This is a genomic window from Bacillus andreraoultii (genome assembly GCF_001244735.1).
Taxonomy (GTDB): Bacteria; Bacillota; Bacilli; order Bacillales; family Caldibacillaceae; genus Caldifermentibacillus; species Caldifermentibacillus andreraoultii.
The window spans coordinates 1,691,322-1,707,594 of sequence record NZ_LN868937.1 but is presented as its reverse complement, the minus strand read 5'-3'; the positions used below and the strand labels follow the sequence as shown (position 1 = coordinate 1,707,594).

The 16,273-nt window shown below is 34.2% G+C and carries 18 protein-coding genes; 8 read left to right on the top strand and 10 right to left on the bottom strand.

Features of this window, described 5'->3' with window-relative positions; all coding sequences use genetic code 11:
• Positions 1–134: 134 nt before the first annotated feature.
• Both BN2144_RS13400 and BN2144_RS13395 read right to left on the bottom strand, forming a co-directional pair.
• Positions 135–389 (bottom strand): cupin domain-containing protein, encoded by a 255-nt coding sequence (locus BN2144_RS13400; RefSeq protein WP_230199739.1) that lies wholly within the window; start codon positions 387–389, stop codon positions 135–137.
• Between the two features lie 766 nt (positions 390–1,155).
• On the bottom strand, positions 1,156–1,872 hold the full coding sequence (locus BN2144_RS13395) for a hypothetical protein (protein ID WP_033828754.1): 717 nt from the start codon (positions 1,870–1,872) through the stop codon (positions 1,156–1,158).
• A 468-nt stretch (positions 1,873–2,340) separates the two neighbouring features.
• Between BN2144_RS13395 and BN2144_RS13390 the strand changes: the two genes are divergently transcribed.
• A complete protein-coding gene (locus tag BN2144_RS13390) occupies positions 2,341–3,207 on the top strand; it encodes a YitT family protein (protein WP_042337945.1) in 867 nt (288 codons plus the stop codon).
• 144 nt (positions 3,208–3,351) lie between these two features.
• Here the strand turns inward: BN2144_RS13390 and speB are convergent, their stop codons facing one another.
• The 3 genes from speB to BN2144_RS13375 are packed head-to-tail and all read right to left on the bottom strand — an operon-like array spanning position 3,352 to position 6,582.
• Entirely contained in the window at positions 3,352–4,215 is an 864-nt protein-coding gene (speB, locus tag BN2144_RS13385; protein ID WP_033828753.1) for an agmatinase, read from the bottom strand.
• A complete protein-coding gene (speE, locus tag BN2144_RS13380) occupies positions 4,205–5,059 on the bottom strand; it encodes a polyamine aminopropyltransferase (protein ID WP_033828752.1) in 855 nt (284 codons plus the stop codon). Before speE ends, speB begins: the two co-directional genes overlap by 11 nt.
• Positions 5,056–6,582 (bottom strand): aminotransferase class I/II-fold pyridoxal phosphate-dependent enzyme, encoded by a 1,527-nt coding sequence (locus BN2144_RS13375; RefSeq protein ID WP_050632315.1) that lies wholly within the window; start codon positions 6,580–6,582, stop codon positions 5,056–5,058. The genes speE and BN2144_RS13375 overlap by 4 nt, the downstream gene beginning before the upstream one ends.
• A 369-nt stretch (positions 6,583–6,951) precedes the next feature.
• Between BN2144_RS13375 and BN2144_RS13370 the strand changes: the two genes are divergently transcribed.
• Positions 6,952–7,476: a gamma carbonic anhydrase family protein gene (locus BN2144_RS13370; RefSeq protein ID WP_033828751.1), complete on the top strand. Its 525-nt coding sequence runs from the start codon at positions 6,952–6,954 to the stop codon at positions 7,474–7,476.
• 64 nt (positions 7,477–7,540) lie between these two features.
• On the opposite strand, the gene BN2144_RS13365 is transcribed toward BN2144_RS13370, so the two are convergent.
• The 3 genes from BN2144_RS13365 to wrbA form a co-directional block, all read right to left on the bottom strand.
• Positions 7,541–7,834 carry a hypothetical protein gene (locus tag BN2144_RS13365; protein ID WP_033828750.1) on the bottom strand — a complete coding sequence of 98 codons (294 nt, stop codon included), beginning with the start codon at positions 7,832–7,834 and terminating at the stop codon, positions 7,541–7,543.
• Positions 7,835–8,067: 233 nt separating this feature from the next.
• Complete coding sequence (locus tag BN2144_RS13360) at positions 8,068–8,562, bottom strand: L,D-transpeptidase family protein (RefSeq protein WP_033828749.1); 495 nt, start codon at positions 8,560–8,562, stop codon at positions 8,068–8,070.
• 358 nt (positions 8,563–8,920) lie between these two features.
• Entirely contained in the window at positions 8,921–9,532 is a 612-nt protein-coding gene (wrbA, locus tag BN2144_RS13355) for an NAD(P)H:quinone oxidoreductase (protein ID WP_033828748.1), read from the bottom strand.
• A gap of 173 nt (positions 9,533–9,705) precedes the next feature.
• Between wrbA and BN2144_RS13350 the strand changes: the two genes are divergently transcribed.
• On the top strand, positions 9,706–9,978 hold the full coding sequence (locus BN2144_RS13350; RefSeq protein ID WP_230199738.1) for a hypothetical protein: 273 nt from the start codon (positions 9,706–9,708) through the stop codon (positions 9,976–9,978).
• A gap of 528 nt (positions 9,979–10,506) precedes the next feature.
• On the opposite strand, the gene BN2144_RS13345 is transcribed toward BN2144_RS13350, so the two are convergent.
• A complete protein-coding gene (locus BN2144_RS13345; RefSeq protein WP_082195232.1) occupies positions 10,507–11,118 on the bottom strand; it encodes an NADPH-dependent FMN reductase in 612 nt (203 codons plus the stop codon).
• Positions 11,119–11,352: 234 nt separating this feature from the next.
• Here BN2144_RS13345 and rlmN point away from each other — a divergent pair, with 234 nt between their 5' ends.
• The gene (gene rlmN / locus BN2144_RS13340) at positions 11,353–12,408 is read left to right on the top strand and encodes a dual-specificity RNA methyltransferase RlmN (RefSeq protein ID WP_033828747.1); all 1,056 of its coding nucleotides are present in this window, start codon (positions 11,353–11,355) and stop codon (positions 12,406–12,408) included.
• Positions 12,409–12,640: 232 nt separating this feature from the next.
• Here rlmN and BN2144_RS13335 read toward each other — a convergent pair whose 3' ends face one another.
• Complete coding sequence (locus BN2144_RS13335; RefSeq protein ID WP_033828746.1) at positions 12,641–13,807, bottom strand: TraB/GumN family protein; 1,167 nt, start codon at positions 13,805–13,807, stop codon at positions 12,641–12,643.
• A 197-nt stretch (positions 13,808–14,004) separates the two neighbouring features.
• Between BN2144_RS13335 and BN2144_RS13330 the strand changes: the two genes are divergently transcribed.
• The 4 genes from BN2144_RS13330 (at position 14,005) to BN2144_RS19270 (ending at position 16,066) form a co-directional block, all read left to right on the top strand.
• On the top strand, positions 14,005–15,204 hold the full coding sequence (locus BN2144_RS13330) for an MFS transporter (protein WP_033828745.1): 1,200 nt from the start codon (positions 14,005–14,007) through the stop codon (positions 15,202–15,204).
• Positions 15,205–15,345: 141 nt separating this feature from the next.
• Entirely contained in the window at positions 15,346–15,597 is a 252-nt protein-coding gene (locus BN2144_RS13325) for a YppG family protein (RefSeq protein ID WP_033828744.1), read from the top strand.
• Positions 15,598–15,784: 187 nt separating this feature from the next.
• Positions 15,785–15,880, top strand: coding sequence for a YjcZ family sporulation protein (locus BN2144_RS19275; protein WP_075047837.1), 96 nt, complete (start codon positions 15,785–15,787; stop codon positions 15,878–15,880).
• A gap of 48 nt (positions 15,881–15,928) precedes the next feature.
• Positions 15,929–16,066, top strand: a complete 138-nt coding sequence (locus tag BN2144_RS19270) for a YjcZ family sporulation protein (protein WP_075047836.1) — start codon at positions 15,929–15,931, stop codon at positions 16,064–16,066.
• Positions 16,067–16,273 lie beyond the last annotated feature (207 nt).

The following is a 16,273-nucleotide window of genomic DNA, read 5'->3' as shown; positions in this document are numbered from 1 at the left end:
TTGGATAACAAATCCACCATCAAAAAAAATGATGATGGATTTGTCACTTTTTATTCAATCCATTAGTTAGATGGACGAAATGTAGCAACTGCTTCTTGAATTGGTGTATCACCGGAAACAAGATCAAAAGCACGTTATATATCCACAGCAATCTCAGGACTAGGAGTATTATGTAGTGTAACGTAATGGCTTACATTTTCTTTCCCATTGTTTGTAAAAGAAAGTTCTTCATCTCCAGTTACTGTAATTAGGTCATCCTTTTTTACATATATCTCGTTTCCATTAATATTAAAACTTCCTTCACCCTTTAATACAAGTAGAAATAATTTTGCTCCTGGATGTTTGTGGCTTGGTAATACTTGTCCAGGTTGAAAGTTTAAAATAAACACCGTCGAATATACCTCATTAAAAATAACGCGTTTCGTAAATTTTCCACTTTTATATTCAATTTATTCTTGAATGTTTTGTTTTTCCATTAATATCCGCTTCCTTTCTTTTGACCAAACTTTTGTCTATCGTTTCCAAACGGAAGAAAAATATGTTTTACAACTATCTTGTCACCACTTCTTTCCAATAAAAAAACAGTGCATGACATTTGCACTGTTTTGTCGACACGACAGGAGACCCAACCATACGAAAATACCTACTTTTCGTCCAAATCAATAACCTTGTAGATCCATGTACACTGGATGTAGAATGTTTGTCAAACCATCATATAATAATAACCAAAAATAAGTTATTTATCCAAAAGCTAACCCATATGTCAGAAATTAATCTATAGGTACCCCATGCCCTTGCAAGTCATCAATCCTTCCGGTGACTGTTAAAACGATACTTCGTTTATCCATGATAAATATTGACAGAATTCGGTGTAGAGTGGCACTTAAATGTAAACCTATTGAGACGGAAACGACATAGCTGGTTGAGCCTCCTGTCAGGTCACTTTTTCTTTACATATATATTTTATCAAACAAAACATGAGAAATCTGTGACATTTATGTTAACGCTTACATTACCGATTAGGTCTATCCGGAAAGTGGAAATTCTAAAAAAATACGATAATCAAGAGGATTGATATATCAAGATTATAAAACTTGAATTGGGGGCATCCGGAAATCAAAATCTGACTTTCTGGACAGCCCCCTAGTATATCATCTATTTTTCAGTCTCTATTGTAATCCGGCTTTCCACTTGTAATGCTATTGATAATAGATGAAGAAACAATTGTTGCGTCGAAGTTATATCATCATATTGTTCATAATATAAAAGAATATGCGTAACAATTTCCTCCGTTGCTTTTATATCAAAATGGTAAAAATCAATAATTGGGAAGTACAATGAATTGCCAATTGGAATTAATGTACCAGCCACAATTTCCCCTTCTTGAGCAGCCACCGCTTCATGATCGTAAATATTTACATCTAACGGCTTTTTATCAAAAATATCCATTAATACAAGTGCGTTATCATTGTATTTATAAACAACTTGATAAAATTTCGGTTCCGCCTTCCCCCATTCCCTTAGCCAAGCTGGGATAATCGACTTTTTCCGATAATGATATTTCTGTTTTTGTATATATTCTTCTATTGCCTGGTGACCATCTATTTCTTGATTTAGAGCATACCACCAAAATAAGTTATTCACTAATAACGGTTTTTTCTCCTCTGTTGTCGGATGGAAAACAGTAAATTCGTCAATAAAAGGTTTTGCTTCAAAATAAAATTGACCGAACATATATTTTACAAAGTCACTATATACATCTAAAACTAATAATTTCTGTAATTCTTTTGTAATCGGGTAATCGTGACGAAATTTTCTTGTCCGAGAAATTGTTTGAGCAAATTGGATAACGTTTACATGATTATTACTCATTCCTTCAATCCTTTCAAATATATTTCCATTCTATTGGGAGTTAAAATTATTGTAGTTATGGGGTTTAAATAAACGGGGACAGACGAAAGATTTATTTTTATTTTAAACATTTTCTGAATATTGGTCAAGTGCAATTGATTTTAAGTTCGTGAAATAAAATGTTTTTTATAAACTCAAATAGCAAAAAAGAATTCATAACTCAAGTTCTTATATGAAAATAAAGAAAACTCATAGCTTGATCCTTTTTCGTAACTAATAGCCGTAGTTTTCCGAAAAAAAGAAAGTTATTCGGCTTTCATGTGATTACTTCCAAAGCCTACTTATGCGTTTTTAGCGAATAGGAAAGGAGAAATTTGAAAATTTCTCCTTTCCTATTCGCTAAAAAAATCTTCCTTATTTACATGAATAGTGCTACTATAGATGGGGATTTAAAACAACTACATTTTTCAAAAATGAGGGAAAAGATTTATGGAATTTACAATGAAAAAAAATGAACCGATTACTTCGTCTATATCTATACTTGTAGACCTCGTTATTATTGTCTTTGGAAGCTTTTTGTCAGCCTTTGCACTGAATTCACTAACCATTCCAGCCGGTCTTTTGTCAGGTGGATTAACCGGTATTTCCCAATTTCTTCATCACTTTACCCATCTTAAAGTTGGTGTTTTCTATTTTTTATTAAATGTGCCGTTAATGATTCTTGGATACATCTATTTAGGCAAAAAGTTTAGCTTTTATACAATACTTGCAACAAGTCTAGTATCGTTTTTTTTACTAATCATTCCGGTAAAACATATGTTAACAGACAATATTTTACTCTCCGCTATTTTTGGTGGCGTATTAAATGCCATTGGATGTGGACTTGTTTTACGTCGCGGTGGATCAGAAGGCGGTCTTGATATTTTATCTCGTGTCGTAGCTAAGTATAAAAATATTACTGTTGGGAGAATGAACTTAATTATAAACGCAATTATTGTGCTTTGTTCTGGATTTATTTTTGGAAGTGAAATCGCCCTATTTACAATCATTTCTTACTATGCTTCAATGCGTACTTATAATTTAATCTTAAATCATGTTGATCGGATTTCTCTTTTAATTATTACTGATAGAGGAGAAGAAGTAAGTGCTGCTATTACTCATGATCTTCACCGTGGAACAACTATGTGGCATGCGAATGGAGGATATACACATAATACTAAAACCGTATTGTATTGTGTGATTATGAGAGGTGAAATGCATCAGCTAAAAAGAATTGTTAAATCTGTTGATCCTAAATCTTTCGTCAGCATTATTTCAACCCAAAACGTCATTGGACGTTTTCATCAAATTTGGTAAGTACATATTATTATTGTCAGTGGACAAATAATAACCTAGTTATCCAGATGGTGTAAATAAACTTGTTTAGAAAAGCACAAAACAAGCACTTTAGATCATGTGCTTGTTTTGTTCCCTCATCACACCTATTTCGTAACAATCATATTAATCTTCATTTAAAATTAACAACATTTCACGTACAGTTTTGCAAGCAACGGCAGTGGAAGCTCCAGTTGGATCATACGGTGGGGATAACTCAACGACATCTGATGCGACAATGTTATTTAATTGTTGCATATGTCCAAGCGCTTCCAATAATTCACGGTATGTAATACCACCTGGTTCTGGGGTGCCTGTACCAGGGAAAACACCAGGATCTAAAACGTCTAAATCAATCGTAATATATACTGGTACGTTTGCTAACTCTTTCATTTTCTCACCGAAAGTGTTGAGAGTAAACTTCTCTAAGTACGTATGTTCCCTCGCCCATTGAAATTCCTCTTTTAACCCTGAGCGAATTCCAAATTGAAAGATACGACCATCCCCTAGAAATTCATGACAATTACGAATAACTGAAGCATGAGATAATTTTTCTCCAATATAATTTTCTCGTAAATCCGTATGAGCATCGATATGAATAAGATGTAAATTTGGATATTTTTCATATGCTGCTTGAATCGTTGAAAGACTTGCGAGATGTTCGCCTCCAACCATTAAAAATTTCTTTCCATCGGCTAAAACTTCTTGACTATACTCATAAATAAGATCCATGATTTTTTCAGTATTCCCAAATGGTAAATCTAAATCTCCTCCATCATAGACGGCAGTCTCTTCTAAATCTTTATCTAAATAAGGCGAGTATGTTTCTAATCCATAAGAATCATTCCGAATGGCTTGCATGGCAAAACGTGTTCCTGGACGAAAACTTGTAGTACCATCAAAAGGCACACCGAAAATAACAATATCGGCATCTTCATAAGGTTTGTCACACGCAATAAACGTACGAATATTCATCGGTTTATTCCTCATCAGAAAGACCTTCTTTCACATAATTTGGCAAACAAAATGCACCGCGATGAAGATCAGTGTTGTAATATTTTGTCCGTATGTCAAACTCGTTCCACCTAATTGGATTTAAATGTTGTAATGGATCATACTTTTTAGAAGCAAATCCAAAGAGCCAATGACCAGAAGGATAAGTCGGTATATGATATTGATACACATTTGTAATTGGAAAAATAGCTTTAATTTTTTTATGCGCTTTTTTCATGTTTTCCCGATATGCTGAAAAATATGGGGATTCATGCTGGTTAATTAAAATCCCTTCATCCGTCAGCACACGATAACATTCGTTATAAAAATCTGTTGTAAACAGTCCTTCCCCTACCGAAATTGGATCTGTAGAATCGACAAGAATTAAGTCAAAAGAAGCTTCTTTCGTGTTCTTCACATATGCTAAACCATCTTCAAATTTTAATGTCATGCGTGGATCTTCTTCCACCCCACTAGCAGTGACTGGTAGGTACTTTTGACAAAGGCGAAAAACTCGTTCATCAATTTCGACCATCACTACTTCCTCGACTGTTTTATAACGTAAAACTTCCCTCGCCGTACCACCATCCCCACCACCGATGATAAGTACTCGTTTAATACCCGGATTTGTAGCAAAAGCAGGATGAACAATCATTTCATGGTAAATAAACTCATCTTTTTCGTTAACCATCATCAATCCATCTAAAGTGAAAAACGTACCGAACTCTTTCCCCTTATAAAATTCGATTTCTTGATATTTCGATTTCTCACCATGTAATTTTTCATCATAAGCGATCGAAAAACGACATTCTTTACTCCATTCTTCTGTGTACCAATTCATTTCTTTCCACCATCTTCCTTTACAACCTTTATATAATTTGCTTCCATTCCTTCTGTTAAGACATGTCCAATCGTTTCTAAATAGTAATAATATTGGTTTATCACATCATTGGATATCCGTTCACCAGGGATAACTAATGGAATACCTGGCGGATAAATCATTAGTGTATCTGCACTTATACGACCAAGCGCTTCTTCAATTCGAATCGATTCTTGCTCCGCATAAAAAGCATCTCTTGGAATCATCATTAATTCATTTATTTGATGGGATATTACATTTGTAGAAATAATTGATGATTGTATTCCATATTGCTTTTCAATCTCCTTTAAAGCAAATACAAGTCTTTCAATCGTTTCTTGACTGTCCGAACTACTTATTACAGCCATAACAACATATCCTTCAGCTAATTCCATTTGGATATTATATTTTTCTTTTAGCAACGTATAAACTTCAAACCCCGTAAGACCAATACCATTGACCCGAATAACTAATTTCGTCCAATCATATTTTTGGTGAAAATGATTAAAAACATAATCTGACTTTAATACTTCTAGTTTTGATTCGCTTTCAATCTCATAAATTGCTTGATCAACGATCGGTTTTAGTGCTGTTAATCGTTCCCTTGCAAAAAGGGCTAACTCCCTCCGTGCAACATCTAATGAACTCATTAACAAATAATTCGAACTCGTCGTCTGCAGCATATTCACTACTTTTTGCATTTTTTCATGATTAATTCGATTTCCTTGTAAAAGGAGTAACGAACTTTGGGTAAGGGAACCACCTGTTTTATGCATACTTACTGTAACTGCATCTGCCCCTGCACGAAGCGGGTCAATCATATTATCTGGCATAAAGGGAAGATGAGCACCATGAGCACTATCAACTATAATGGTGGCATCATAATTATGGGCTAACTTACAAATATCTTCCAGTTCATCCATTGCACCAAAATATGTTGGATAAGTAACAAGTATCGCCTTAATATCCGGATTCATAATGAATGCTTTCTGAACATTTTCGTATGAGACACCATGTGAAATTCCAAAATGAAAATCGACTTCCGGTTGAATAAAAATTGGTCTTGCACCGCTTAAAATAATGCCATTCATCACAGATTTATGACAATTTCTTGGTACAAGTAACGATTCACCCGGTTTTACAACAGCTAAAATCATTGCAATAATCCCAACTGTTGTACCATTCACTAAAAAGTAAGCATGATCTGCTCCGAACGCATCAGCTGCTAATTCTTGGGCCTCTTTAATAACAGATTGAGGATGGCTCAATAAGTCTAGTTCTTTCATAGAATTTACATCCATCCGCATCGTCATTTCTCCAAAAACCTTCTTTAGTAGATTCATCCCTTTGCCCATTTTATGACCAGGTACATCAAATGGTATGACATCTTCTTTTGCATATTGGACTAATGCTTCAAATAACGGCATCTTATTCTGGTCTAACAGTGGTTGGGGGTTCGGTTGTGCTTGAAAGAATGATTTCGTTTTTACATTTTTATTAATCATTGACACCACCACTAGTAAAGTATTTTCTTATTGTTGGAAGTTACTAAGGGTCTTGACTTTTTGTATTAGTTAACAGTATTCCCTAATTCAATGTTTGTATCGCTTGAAGTCCAAACCGTCTATTACTGATATTTAATATAAAGTTAAATTCTCAAGTTTACTGTGTTCTCATTTAGCTGAAATTAATATTAAAAGATTACAAATGGTGTGTCAATTTGTTTTTTTCGACTGTGACAATTCAATAATGTTGGGCTTTGTCCATTAAGTAAATATTTTGAATTTGCAACAAAAGAGTTTTATACTTTAGTCAGAGGCTTCCATCAATCTAAAGTACATCTATTTTTTGAGATAAAATTAGGGGGAGATATTATGCTCGTATCTTATGGGGGCAAAACACCAAACATTCATGAGTCTGTTTTCATAGCACCGGGCGCTTATTTAATCGGTAATGTTACTGTTGGAAAAGGTAGTTCCATTTGGTTTAACGCTGTTTTACGAGGGGATGAAGGACCAATCATTATCGGTGAGAATTGTAGTATTCAAGATAATGCAACCATTCATCTGTATGAAGGACATCCAACAGTCATTGGAGATGGAGTCACAGTCGGTCATAACGTTATCCTACACGGATGTAAAATTAACAAAAACACGATTGTAGGTATGGGGTCCACTATTTTAGATGGAGCGGAAATTGGCGAGGAATGTATTATTGGGGCAAATACATTAATTACAAGTGGGAAAAAGATTCCTCCACGATCGCTTGTCGTTGGTTCTCCGGGGAAAGTTGTCCGTGAATTAGCAGAGCAAGATTTCCAACTTATTCATGGCTCTATTGACGTTTATGTGGAAAAAGGAAAAGAATACAAAGACATCTTTGAACAACATAACGAGTAAAATAATCGTACCCGTGAGTAGTTGACTTCATGAAGAGGACAGTCTACAAACGGGTCAATTAAAATTAGTATTTATATTGCGCACGAAAAGCATCGATGAATAGAATAAGTGCAGTAACCATATGCATAATCATTCCTAAAATAGGGATCCAACCAATACAAGATGTTATTATTCCTAGCACACTCCCGTGGAATGATCTCTTTTCTAGTACTGAAAAAATTAATGTTATAATATGCAATATTAACATAAACCATAACGGTGTCCATGCCATACTAAGAATAATCGTACCACCTAAAACTGGAATCCCCCAAAATGCCTCCAGTCCACCTGAAACCCATTTTAAAATTGTTGAAACCATTTTTTTCTCTCCTCACTTTCTTCTTTAATCTTCATACGTAAAAGGAATAAAAAGGATTCATGAAATATAGATTTTCAAACATTTGAACCATACTTTTTTTGCTATAGGAAGACTTCGGAGCATTCCTTCAAATCCGAAAAGCTCTCAATCCGATCAAGCGAACTCTAGGCTATTAGTTGCCTAAAGGCGTCCCTGAGTTTTCTCTATCGTTATTTGTCAATCCATTCCCATTATTACGGATGAATAAATACAGCTGTACCAATAGGAATCGTTTTTGCCAACTCTTCTACATCTTTATTAAACATTCGAATACAGCCTTTGGAAACCGCCTTTCCGATTGAACTTGGATTATTCGTACCATGAATGCCATAACTTTCCTTTGATAGACTCATCCACATTGTTCCAAATGGCCCACCCGGACTCGGTGCCTTATTAATAACAATATAGTTACCTACAGGTGTAGTAAATAGTTGCCTCCCTACAGCAATTGGATATTGTATTTGTATTTTTCCATTTTTAAATAGACGTAACCACCGTTGATTAATGGAAACTTCGATTCGAAATGGAATCGTATCAGGATTCGGATAACCAGGTATCGTAATTTTTTGTCCCGGATAAATGAAATGAATGTTCATTCCTGGGTTTGCTTGAACAATGCTTCGTAAAGATATTCGATAATCCCTTGCAATTTGATTTAAGGTCTCCCCTTTTTTTACAATATGAATCAATTTACAAGACCCTCCTCTATGTTTACTGTTATTGTATACATAGAGGAGTCTAAATGTTTTTTATTAGCATTCATAATCCAAAAATCGCTCCTTACCGTAATACCCTATTATTTAAAAAGTTGTAATCCCCTCTCCCTATTCGTATAAAAACTGGAAAATGAATACTTTCCTACTAGCTAAAAAACCCCTATCTATTTTAAACATAGAACATATTCCAAATTAATAAAAAAGGGCTCTCCAGAAAGTCGAATGATTGATTTCTGGATGCCCCTTTTTATGCTTCAAAACCTTGTTATATCAACATTCTTTATTATACATTTTTTAGGATATCCACTCGGACAGCTCTTAGATACGTTTTTTACTGATTCCCTTTCTTTATCCATCCAGCAACGGTTACGGTTCTTTTAGCTTGATGTTTTACTGCTCCCTCAACATGTTCAACCATCTTTCCATTTTCATCGACTGTGACACTTGTTCCGTATGGGTTTCCACCAGCTTGGAAAGTTACGGGATCCGTATATCCTGGAGTAACAACAATTGCTCCCCAATGATACATTGTCGTATAAATCGATAATATTGTTGCTTCTTGTCCTCCATGTGGATTTTGCGCGGAACTCATCGCACTGACAACTTTATTGACTAGTTTTCCTTCTGACCAAATACCTCCAAGTGTATCGAAAAATTGTTTTAACTGTGACGGCATATTTCCAAACCGTGTTGGTGCACTGAAGATAAATGCATCAGCCCACTCTAAATCGGCCGAAGTAACTTCAGGTACATCCTTTGTTTTCTCAACAAGACTTTTCCAATTTGGGTTCGCATCAATGACAGATTGTGGTGCTAGCTCTTTAACTTTAAAAACCTTTACTTCAGCACCTGCCTCTTTTGCACCTTCTTCTGCCCATCTTGCCAATTGATAATTCGTCCCACCCATACTGTAATAAATAACTGCTACCTTTACATTTGACATTTCCAATTCTCCTTCTGTAAATTATTTTTCCCACTTATTTTCCTTAAACAAATGATTTTTATTCCTAATCGCCTTATAAACTTCATCTATTTTCTTAAAAATTATGTAATAACAAATACCTATAAAGTGAACACTGATAACGAAAAAGATATTTAGGCTAGGAGTTGAAAAAATTGAAGGAACCTTTTGAGGAAAATTACTTTGATGGTGAAATACCACATATGATGGATGATACTTTTGGGTACGGAACGGTCATTCGAACATTTTCAGTTACAGATATAAAATCAACACCACTCGGTTTCGAAGTGACACTGACTGTTGATTTAGATAGCGGTTTTGAACTGAGTGATGCAAAGGTTTTAATCTCCCATGAAGATTTAACAGGATACGAAACGTCAGACGTGAAAAAAGCTGTCCAATATGCATTAGGATTTTTTGACGAATAATGTAGTATTTTAGGTAAAATAGGCAAACTTTGCTGTCTTATCGTTTATTTTTAGACTATTTGACGAAATATGTTATTTCCATGGTAATCATTCGTATTTCCTAAGTAAAAAGTTAAAAATGAGGCTCCCGACTTTCAATAATCGAGAGCCTATCTTTATTCAAATGAACTATTTTCATATAGTCTGTGTTTGTCCTATTATGTTATTCGATTTAGAAATATGTCGAGAACCCTTATAACTTCTAGTCATGAGATAAATCGAGATACGGTCTAGTACGAAAAGATTATAAGATTTTGTACATGGTTAAGTTTCTGAAATGTCTGTTAATACTCCTACAACACGGATTAAACAAACTATAACATAACTCATGAGCTGTTGACGAAACAGACAATTTTTACATGCTGGTTCCTAAAACAGGTGTTACCATATGTAGCTTAGATCATTCCTACTGGTTACAACGGTATTTAAGTGTCAAAACATATTTTTAACATATTAAAAGACTCGCCAATGAGACGAGCCTTTTTCTTTTTATCGAATCGTTTTTAATGCACGACTCCAAGATATAACTTGGTCGAGCATCCCATTAATATTATCATTATGATATTCAGCTGGTTTAAATATAGTAAAGTTTTCAAAGTCAGCCATTAAGTTAAAAGTTACGGCTGTTTTTACAGTAGCTACTTGAAGTTCAGCCAAAAGCAAACGCATATTAGCATGTGCATAAGAACCACCTACACCACCGTAACCAACAAAACCGGCAGCTTTATTATTTAACTCTGGATTCAAGTAATCTAGTGCATTTTTTAAAGCACCACCGATTGAACGGTTGTACTCAGGTGTTATAAATACATAACCATCAACAGAAGCCATTTTTTCAGACCAAGCTTTTGCAGCTGCTTGTTGATCTTCAGTTGCTTCCGTTCCTAAAATAGCTAACTTATAGTTTGCAAGATCAATCAATTCATATTCTACAGCTTCATCATTTCTTTTTGCAGCAAAATCATAAACATATTTTGCAACAGCTCCCGCATTTCTTCCTTCACGTACACTTCCTACTACAATTCCAATCTTCATATTTTCTTTTGTCATCTTTGTTTCCTCCTTATTATCTTTACCAAATAATTTGCTAAGTAAATTCATGATGCACCATCCTATGATTTGGTATTTCTCTAATTTATTTATTATGATTTCGTAATATATGAAATCAACAATTTGATAATACCACGGTATTTTCTTGAATGCAAGTACTTTTACTTATTTTTTTCTAATTCAATTTTACTGATAAACAAAATCCATCAATCTCCACTGGAAAAATCAATCTTTTTCCGTTACAATTGTCTAATGACATATATAGACGAAGAAAGAGGGTTACGAATGAATAAACAATCCATTTACGGGTTAACGATAGATGAATTAACAGCTTGGATGTTGGAACACGGTCAAAAAAAATTTCGAGCTTTGCAAGTATGGGACTGGGTTTATCAAAAACGAATCCGTGATTTTAATGAAATGAAAAACGTAAATAAAGAATGCATCAGTTTACTTGAGGAAAACTTTGAAATTAGTACATTAAATGTTCAGATTCAACAAGTTTCTAAAGACGGTACAGTAAAATTTTTACTGCAATTAAAAGATGGAAATATCATTGAAACCGTCCTTATGCGCCAACATTATGGCCTATCCGTTTGTGTTACTACCCAAGTTGGCTGTAATATTGGTTGTTCTTTCTGCGCAAGTGGGATACTTCGTAAAAATCGTGATCTAACGACTGGTGAAATTGTTGAACAAATTATGCATGTACAACGTTATCTTGACGAGACGGATGAACGTGTCAGCCATGTAGTTGTCATGGGTATTGGCGAACCATTTGATAACTTTAAAAACCTTGTTGGTTTCTTAAGAATTATTAATCATCCGAAAGCATTTGCCATTGGTGCCCGGCATATCACCGTTTCAACAAGTGGAATTGTACCAAAAATATATGAGTATGCTGATCTTGATTTACAAGTGAACCTAGCTATTTCACTACATGCACCGAACAATGAGTTACGTACACAAATTATGAAAATTAACCGAGCATATCCATTAGAAAAATTATTTCCAGCTATTAAATATTACCTAGAAAAAACAAATCGACGAATCACTTTTGAATATATTTTATTAGATGACGTAAACGATCACATAGAAGAAGCAAAACAGCTCGCTGATTTATTAAAAGATATCCGTCATCTTGCATACGTAAACTTAATTCCTTACAACCCTGTTAGCGAACATATTCAATATAAAAGAAGTTCAAAAGAGTCTATTTTAAGTTTTTATGATACATTAAAGAAAAATGGCATTAACTGTGTTGTCCGTCAAGAACACGGAACAGACATTGATGCAGCATGTGGTCAATTAAGAAGTAAACAATTAAAAAAAGCAAATTAATGATAAAGGGTAACCAAGTAGGAAGGGTTACCCTTTTTTATTGTTGTGAACAATACATTTAACTATAATTTTATTATGTAAACTGGAACTGTCCAAAAACGTAGTATCCTAAAAATATGATAATCAGTTACTATCTCAAGATTTTGAAATAGGAATGGGGGCATCTAGAAATCAAACATACGACTTTCTGGATGCCCCTTAAAAATCCAAACTCTCTCTATACATCTCATTTTTATAGATGTTTAAAAAATAGCCTCAATATATCTGCTCCGCTTATAAATGTAGCAATCGAACTTCCAATATTGGATAATATAATAATTAATAAAATTCGGGTTACTTTATTATTCCAAAAGCCTTTTACCGTCGATAAATTCGCTGATAAATTTTCAAAATCTCTGACAGTCGGTTTTTGGACAAATGCTTGTACAAAACCAGCAAACCAACCAGATGCTAATAGTGGATTAAGAGCCGTAAACGGTGCCGCAACAAATGCGGTTAAAATTGTCAGTGGATGGCCTAAAGCAATTGTCGCTCCTAATGCAGATAAACAACCATGCCACAAAAACCAACTTATTGTTTGTTGCATTCCCGCTTCTGGATTAGCAAAAAACGTATATGCAATAATCGCAATAATAATGATAGGAATCGACCAACCGATAATTTTCGGTTTTTTCGATTTTGGAGATATTTCCGTTAATTTTTTTAAATCTTGTTTTTTATATATTTCACGAGAGACTCCCGGAACATGAGCAGCACCAAGTACAGCAACTACTTTCTCTCCGGGTGCAGTACGAATTTTTTCGGCTAAATATTGATCTCGTTCATCAATTAACGGTCGTTTTAATTGTGGTAAACTTTCTGTAAACTCATTCAACATCGCGTCAATTGTATCTTTAGATTTTAATTTCTCGAGTTCTTCTTCACTAATTTCCTCATTGGAAAAAATACTTGCAATAATTTGTGATAGTAGTAACATTTTCTCTTTAAAACTCATACTATGCCAAATTCGCGAAAATGTAATTTGAATGTTTCGGTCAGCTAAAACTAATTTCGCCCCTATTTCTTTTGCCGATTCGATTCCTTGTATCATTTCTTGACCAGGTTTGATTCCCATTTGATCAGCCATCTTTTTTTGAAAAGAGGATAAGGCTAAATTAATAAACATCATTCCCGCCTTTTTTTCTTTAATAATTTTAAAAATATCTGTATCCTTCCATTTATTTCCTTCTGTAATTGATTGGTACCTTCCTTGGTCTAATTCAATACAAACTGCATCTGGTTCCTCATTTTCAATCACTTCTTTTACGAGTTCAGCACTATTTTTCGAAACATGTGCTGTCCCAATTAAAATATACTCTTTATTTTCTATTGTAATCCGCGTAATATTTTCCTCACTCATAGATAAATAACCTTCCCTTAAATAATATTCAAAAGTAAACCGTATTCTTTAATAATAAACGAGTTTACTAGTCATGTGAATCTTTTTTACTTTTCTTTTTATAAACACTATGGCAATTGTGAAAATAGTACAAATTGGACAATTTATTAGAACAAATTTATTATTGTAATAAACTTAATGAAGGAGGCAAGCATCCATTGAACTATCTAGAAAAAGGTCAACCAGGTTTTATAAAAGCAAGTGTAGCGCTATTTTTTGGAGGCTTCGTAACTTTTTCAAACCTTTATACAACCCAACCGTTATTACCAATTTTTTCGAACGAGTTTCGTATTTCAGCCTCACTAACAAGTTTAGCTGTATCTTTATCAACTGGTATTCTTGCTTTTATGATGTTAGTTGCTGCTAGTTTATCTGATCGTTTTGGAAAAAAACAAGTAATGGAATATTCTATGATCCTTACATCTATTTTAGCGATATTAATCCCGTTTAGCACAAATTTCTCCATTCTTTTGTTTCTAAGAGCGTTATTAGGTGTTGTTGCTGCAGGTGTTCCCTCACTAGCAATGGCTTATGTTGCTGATGAATTTCATCCAAATTCCATCGGTCAAGTCATGGGCCTATATATTAGCGGAACTAGTATCGGGGGGCTTGTCGGTAGATTGTTAACAGGGGTTATTACTGATATGTATTCTTGGAGAATAGCTCTTCTCGTAATTGGTGTAATCGCATTTATTTTATCAATTATTTTTATCATTATTCTTCCTAAACCAAAACAAGAAATGAACCGTTCAATGAGTACGAAAACAGTATTTCAAGCATATCGAATTCATTTAAAAAATAAACCATTATTCGCTCTTATCGTTTTAGGTTTTTTCTTTATGGGAAGTTTTGTTACTTTATTCAACTATATTGGGTTCCGCTTGAGCGAACCACCATTTTCGTTCAGCCAAGCGATTATTGGAACCATTTTTATCGTTTATTTATTTGGTAGTTTTAGCTCCGTTTATATGGGAAAAAAGGCCGATTTATACGGTCATGCGCGCATTTTAACGTTATCAGTATTGCTTACGGTACTTGGTGGGGTATTAACAATTAGTTCTTCTATCGCCGTTATTATGATCGGAATTTCAATATTTACTTTTGGTTTCTTTGCCTGTCACTCCATTGCAAGTAGTTGGATTGGTGAACGTGTATCTTTTCATAAAGCACATGCCTCGTCACTTTATCTCCTACTATATTATTTAGGATCAAGTTTAGCTGGGACGATTGGTGGAGTATTTTGGTCATTATTTCATTGGAACGGAGTTATCTGCTTTATCGGTGTATTGCTACTTATTAGTTTGCCATTCATTCAATTTGCCAATCATCAATATAAAGAAGAAAGATTTGTTTCTTAACATATTCGTTTACTGTATAAAAACTTAGAAACATGAATGATTTGTTGAATATGAAAACAGGATAAGTGCCCTTCCCCTCCTCCACTTTATTAATATACATATTATAGAAACAATAAACTTTGTAATAAAGGAGGGTTCTTTATGTTTCCACGTAATCAAGGTGGCCCATTTGGATCTCGGGAACCACGTTCACCAAGAAATCCCTTTTTCCCAAGTAGTCCATATAAGAAGAATGCATCACATGTAATTCTTGACTACTTTAAAAATAATGATGGCAGGTGGGATATTGAAAAAATTTCGCAATCAATCGGGCAAGTAAATAAAATCGTGAAACAAGCGGATCCATTAGTTAAGCAAATGACCTCAATTGTAAAGAAAACAAAACCCAAATAATAGGCCATTCAAAACTTCCACGGGTAGTCTCAAATATTAAAACCACTTTCTACAACTATTCAAACGATAAGCATCAAAATTTTCATTTAGGTTTTTTGCCCATTTTTTATTGAATCGGGACAAATGACTAGGCAACTTCACTAACGGCACATATACTATCAATAAATAAACATGGAGGTGTTTATTGATGAGTGGTCATGGAGCAGGATATGGCGCAGGTTTTGCCTTAATCGTTGTATTGTTTATTCTTTTGATTATTGTAGGATCCGCGTACATTTGGTAATTTAATACCGGCATTAAATTTCAAAAAAATATATATGGAGGGATATTAATGGGCTTTTGTGGATGCCAAAGTTTCGGATATGGATACGGTGGTTACGGATACGGCGGATACGGTGGCGGAAGATGGTTTGCGCTAATCGTTGTCCTATTCATCCTTTTAATTATTGTCGGTGCAGCTTGGCTATAAAATAATATAGTTGACATAACGGTGTTAAGGATCTCCTTAGCACCGTTTTATTTTGCTAAAATATCAATCAAAAATGTCATAGACGTATTTGAGTAACTACCTTCTAATAAAAAAGGGTTAAAAACTTTATTTGTATTTTACATAATCATTTCAAATTCGCTACATTCCATTAAATTATTTTCCTTTTGTTATAATTAATATGTAAAT

Bases quoted from the DNA above. Each gene is read 5' to 3' on its own strand.
- BN2144_RS13395 (WP_033828754.1), bottom strand. From the start codon at position 1,872: ATGAGTAATAATCATGTAAACGTTATCCAATTTGCTCAAACAATTTCT.
- BN2144_RS13390 (WP_042337945.1), top strand. From the start codon at position 2,341: ATGGAATTTACAATGAAAAAAAATGAACCGATTACTTCGTCTATATCT.
- speB (WP_033828753.1), bottom strand. From the start codon at position 4,215: ATGAGGAATAAACCGATGAATATTCGTACGTTTATTGCGTGTGACAAA.
- speE (WP_033828752.1), bottom strand. From the start codon at position 5,059: ATGAATTGGTACACAGAAGAATGGAGTAAAGAATGTCGTTTTTCGATC.
- BN2144_RS13375 (WP_050632315.1), bottom strand. From the start codon at position 6,582: ATGATTAATAAAAATGTAAAAACGAAATCATTCTTTCAAGCACAACCG.
- BN2144_RS13370 (WP_033828751.1), top strand. From the start codon at position 6,952: ATGCTCGTATCTTATGGGGGCAAAACACCAAACATTCATGAGTCTGTT.
- BN2144_RS13365 (WP_033828750.1), bottom strand. From the start codon at position 7,834: ATGGTTTCAACAATTTTAAAATGGGTTTCAGGTGGACTGGAGGCATTT.
- wrbA (WP_033828748.1), bottom strand. From the start codon at position 9,532: ATGTCAAATGTAAAGGTAGCAGTTATTTATTACAGTATGGGTGGGACG.
- BN2144_RS13345 (WP_082195232.1), bottom strand. From the start codon at position 11,118: ATGAATTTACTTAGCAAATTATTTGGTAAAGATAATAAGGAGGAAACA.
- rlmN (WP_033828747.1), top strand. From the start codon at position 11,353: ATGAATAAACAATCCATTTACGGGTTAACGATAGATGAATTAACAGCT.
- BN2144_RS13335 (WP_033828746.1), bottom strand. From the start codon at position 13,807: ATGAGTGAGGAAAATATTACGCGGATTACAATAGAAAATAAAGAGTAT.
- BN2144_RS13325 (WP_033828744.1), top strand. From the start codon at position 15,346: ATGTTTCCACGTAATCAAGGTGGCCCATTTGGATCTCGGGAACCACGT.
- BN2144_RS19275 (WP_075047837.1), top strand. From the start codon at position 15,785: ATGAGTGGTCATGGAGCAGGATATGGCGCAGGTTTTGCCTTAATCGTT.
- BN2144_RS19270 (WP_075047836.1), top strand. From the start codon at position 15,929: ATGGGCTTTTGTGGATGCCAAAGTTTCGGATATGGATACGGTGGTTAC.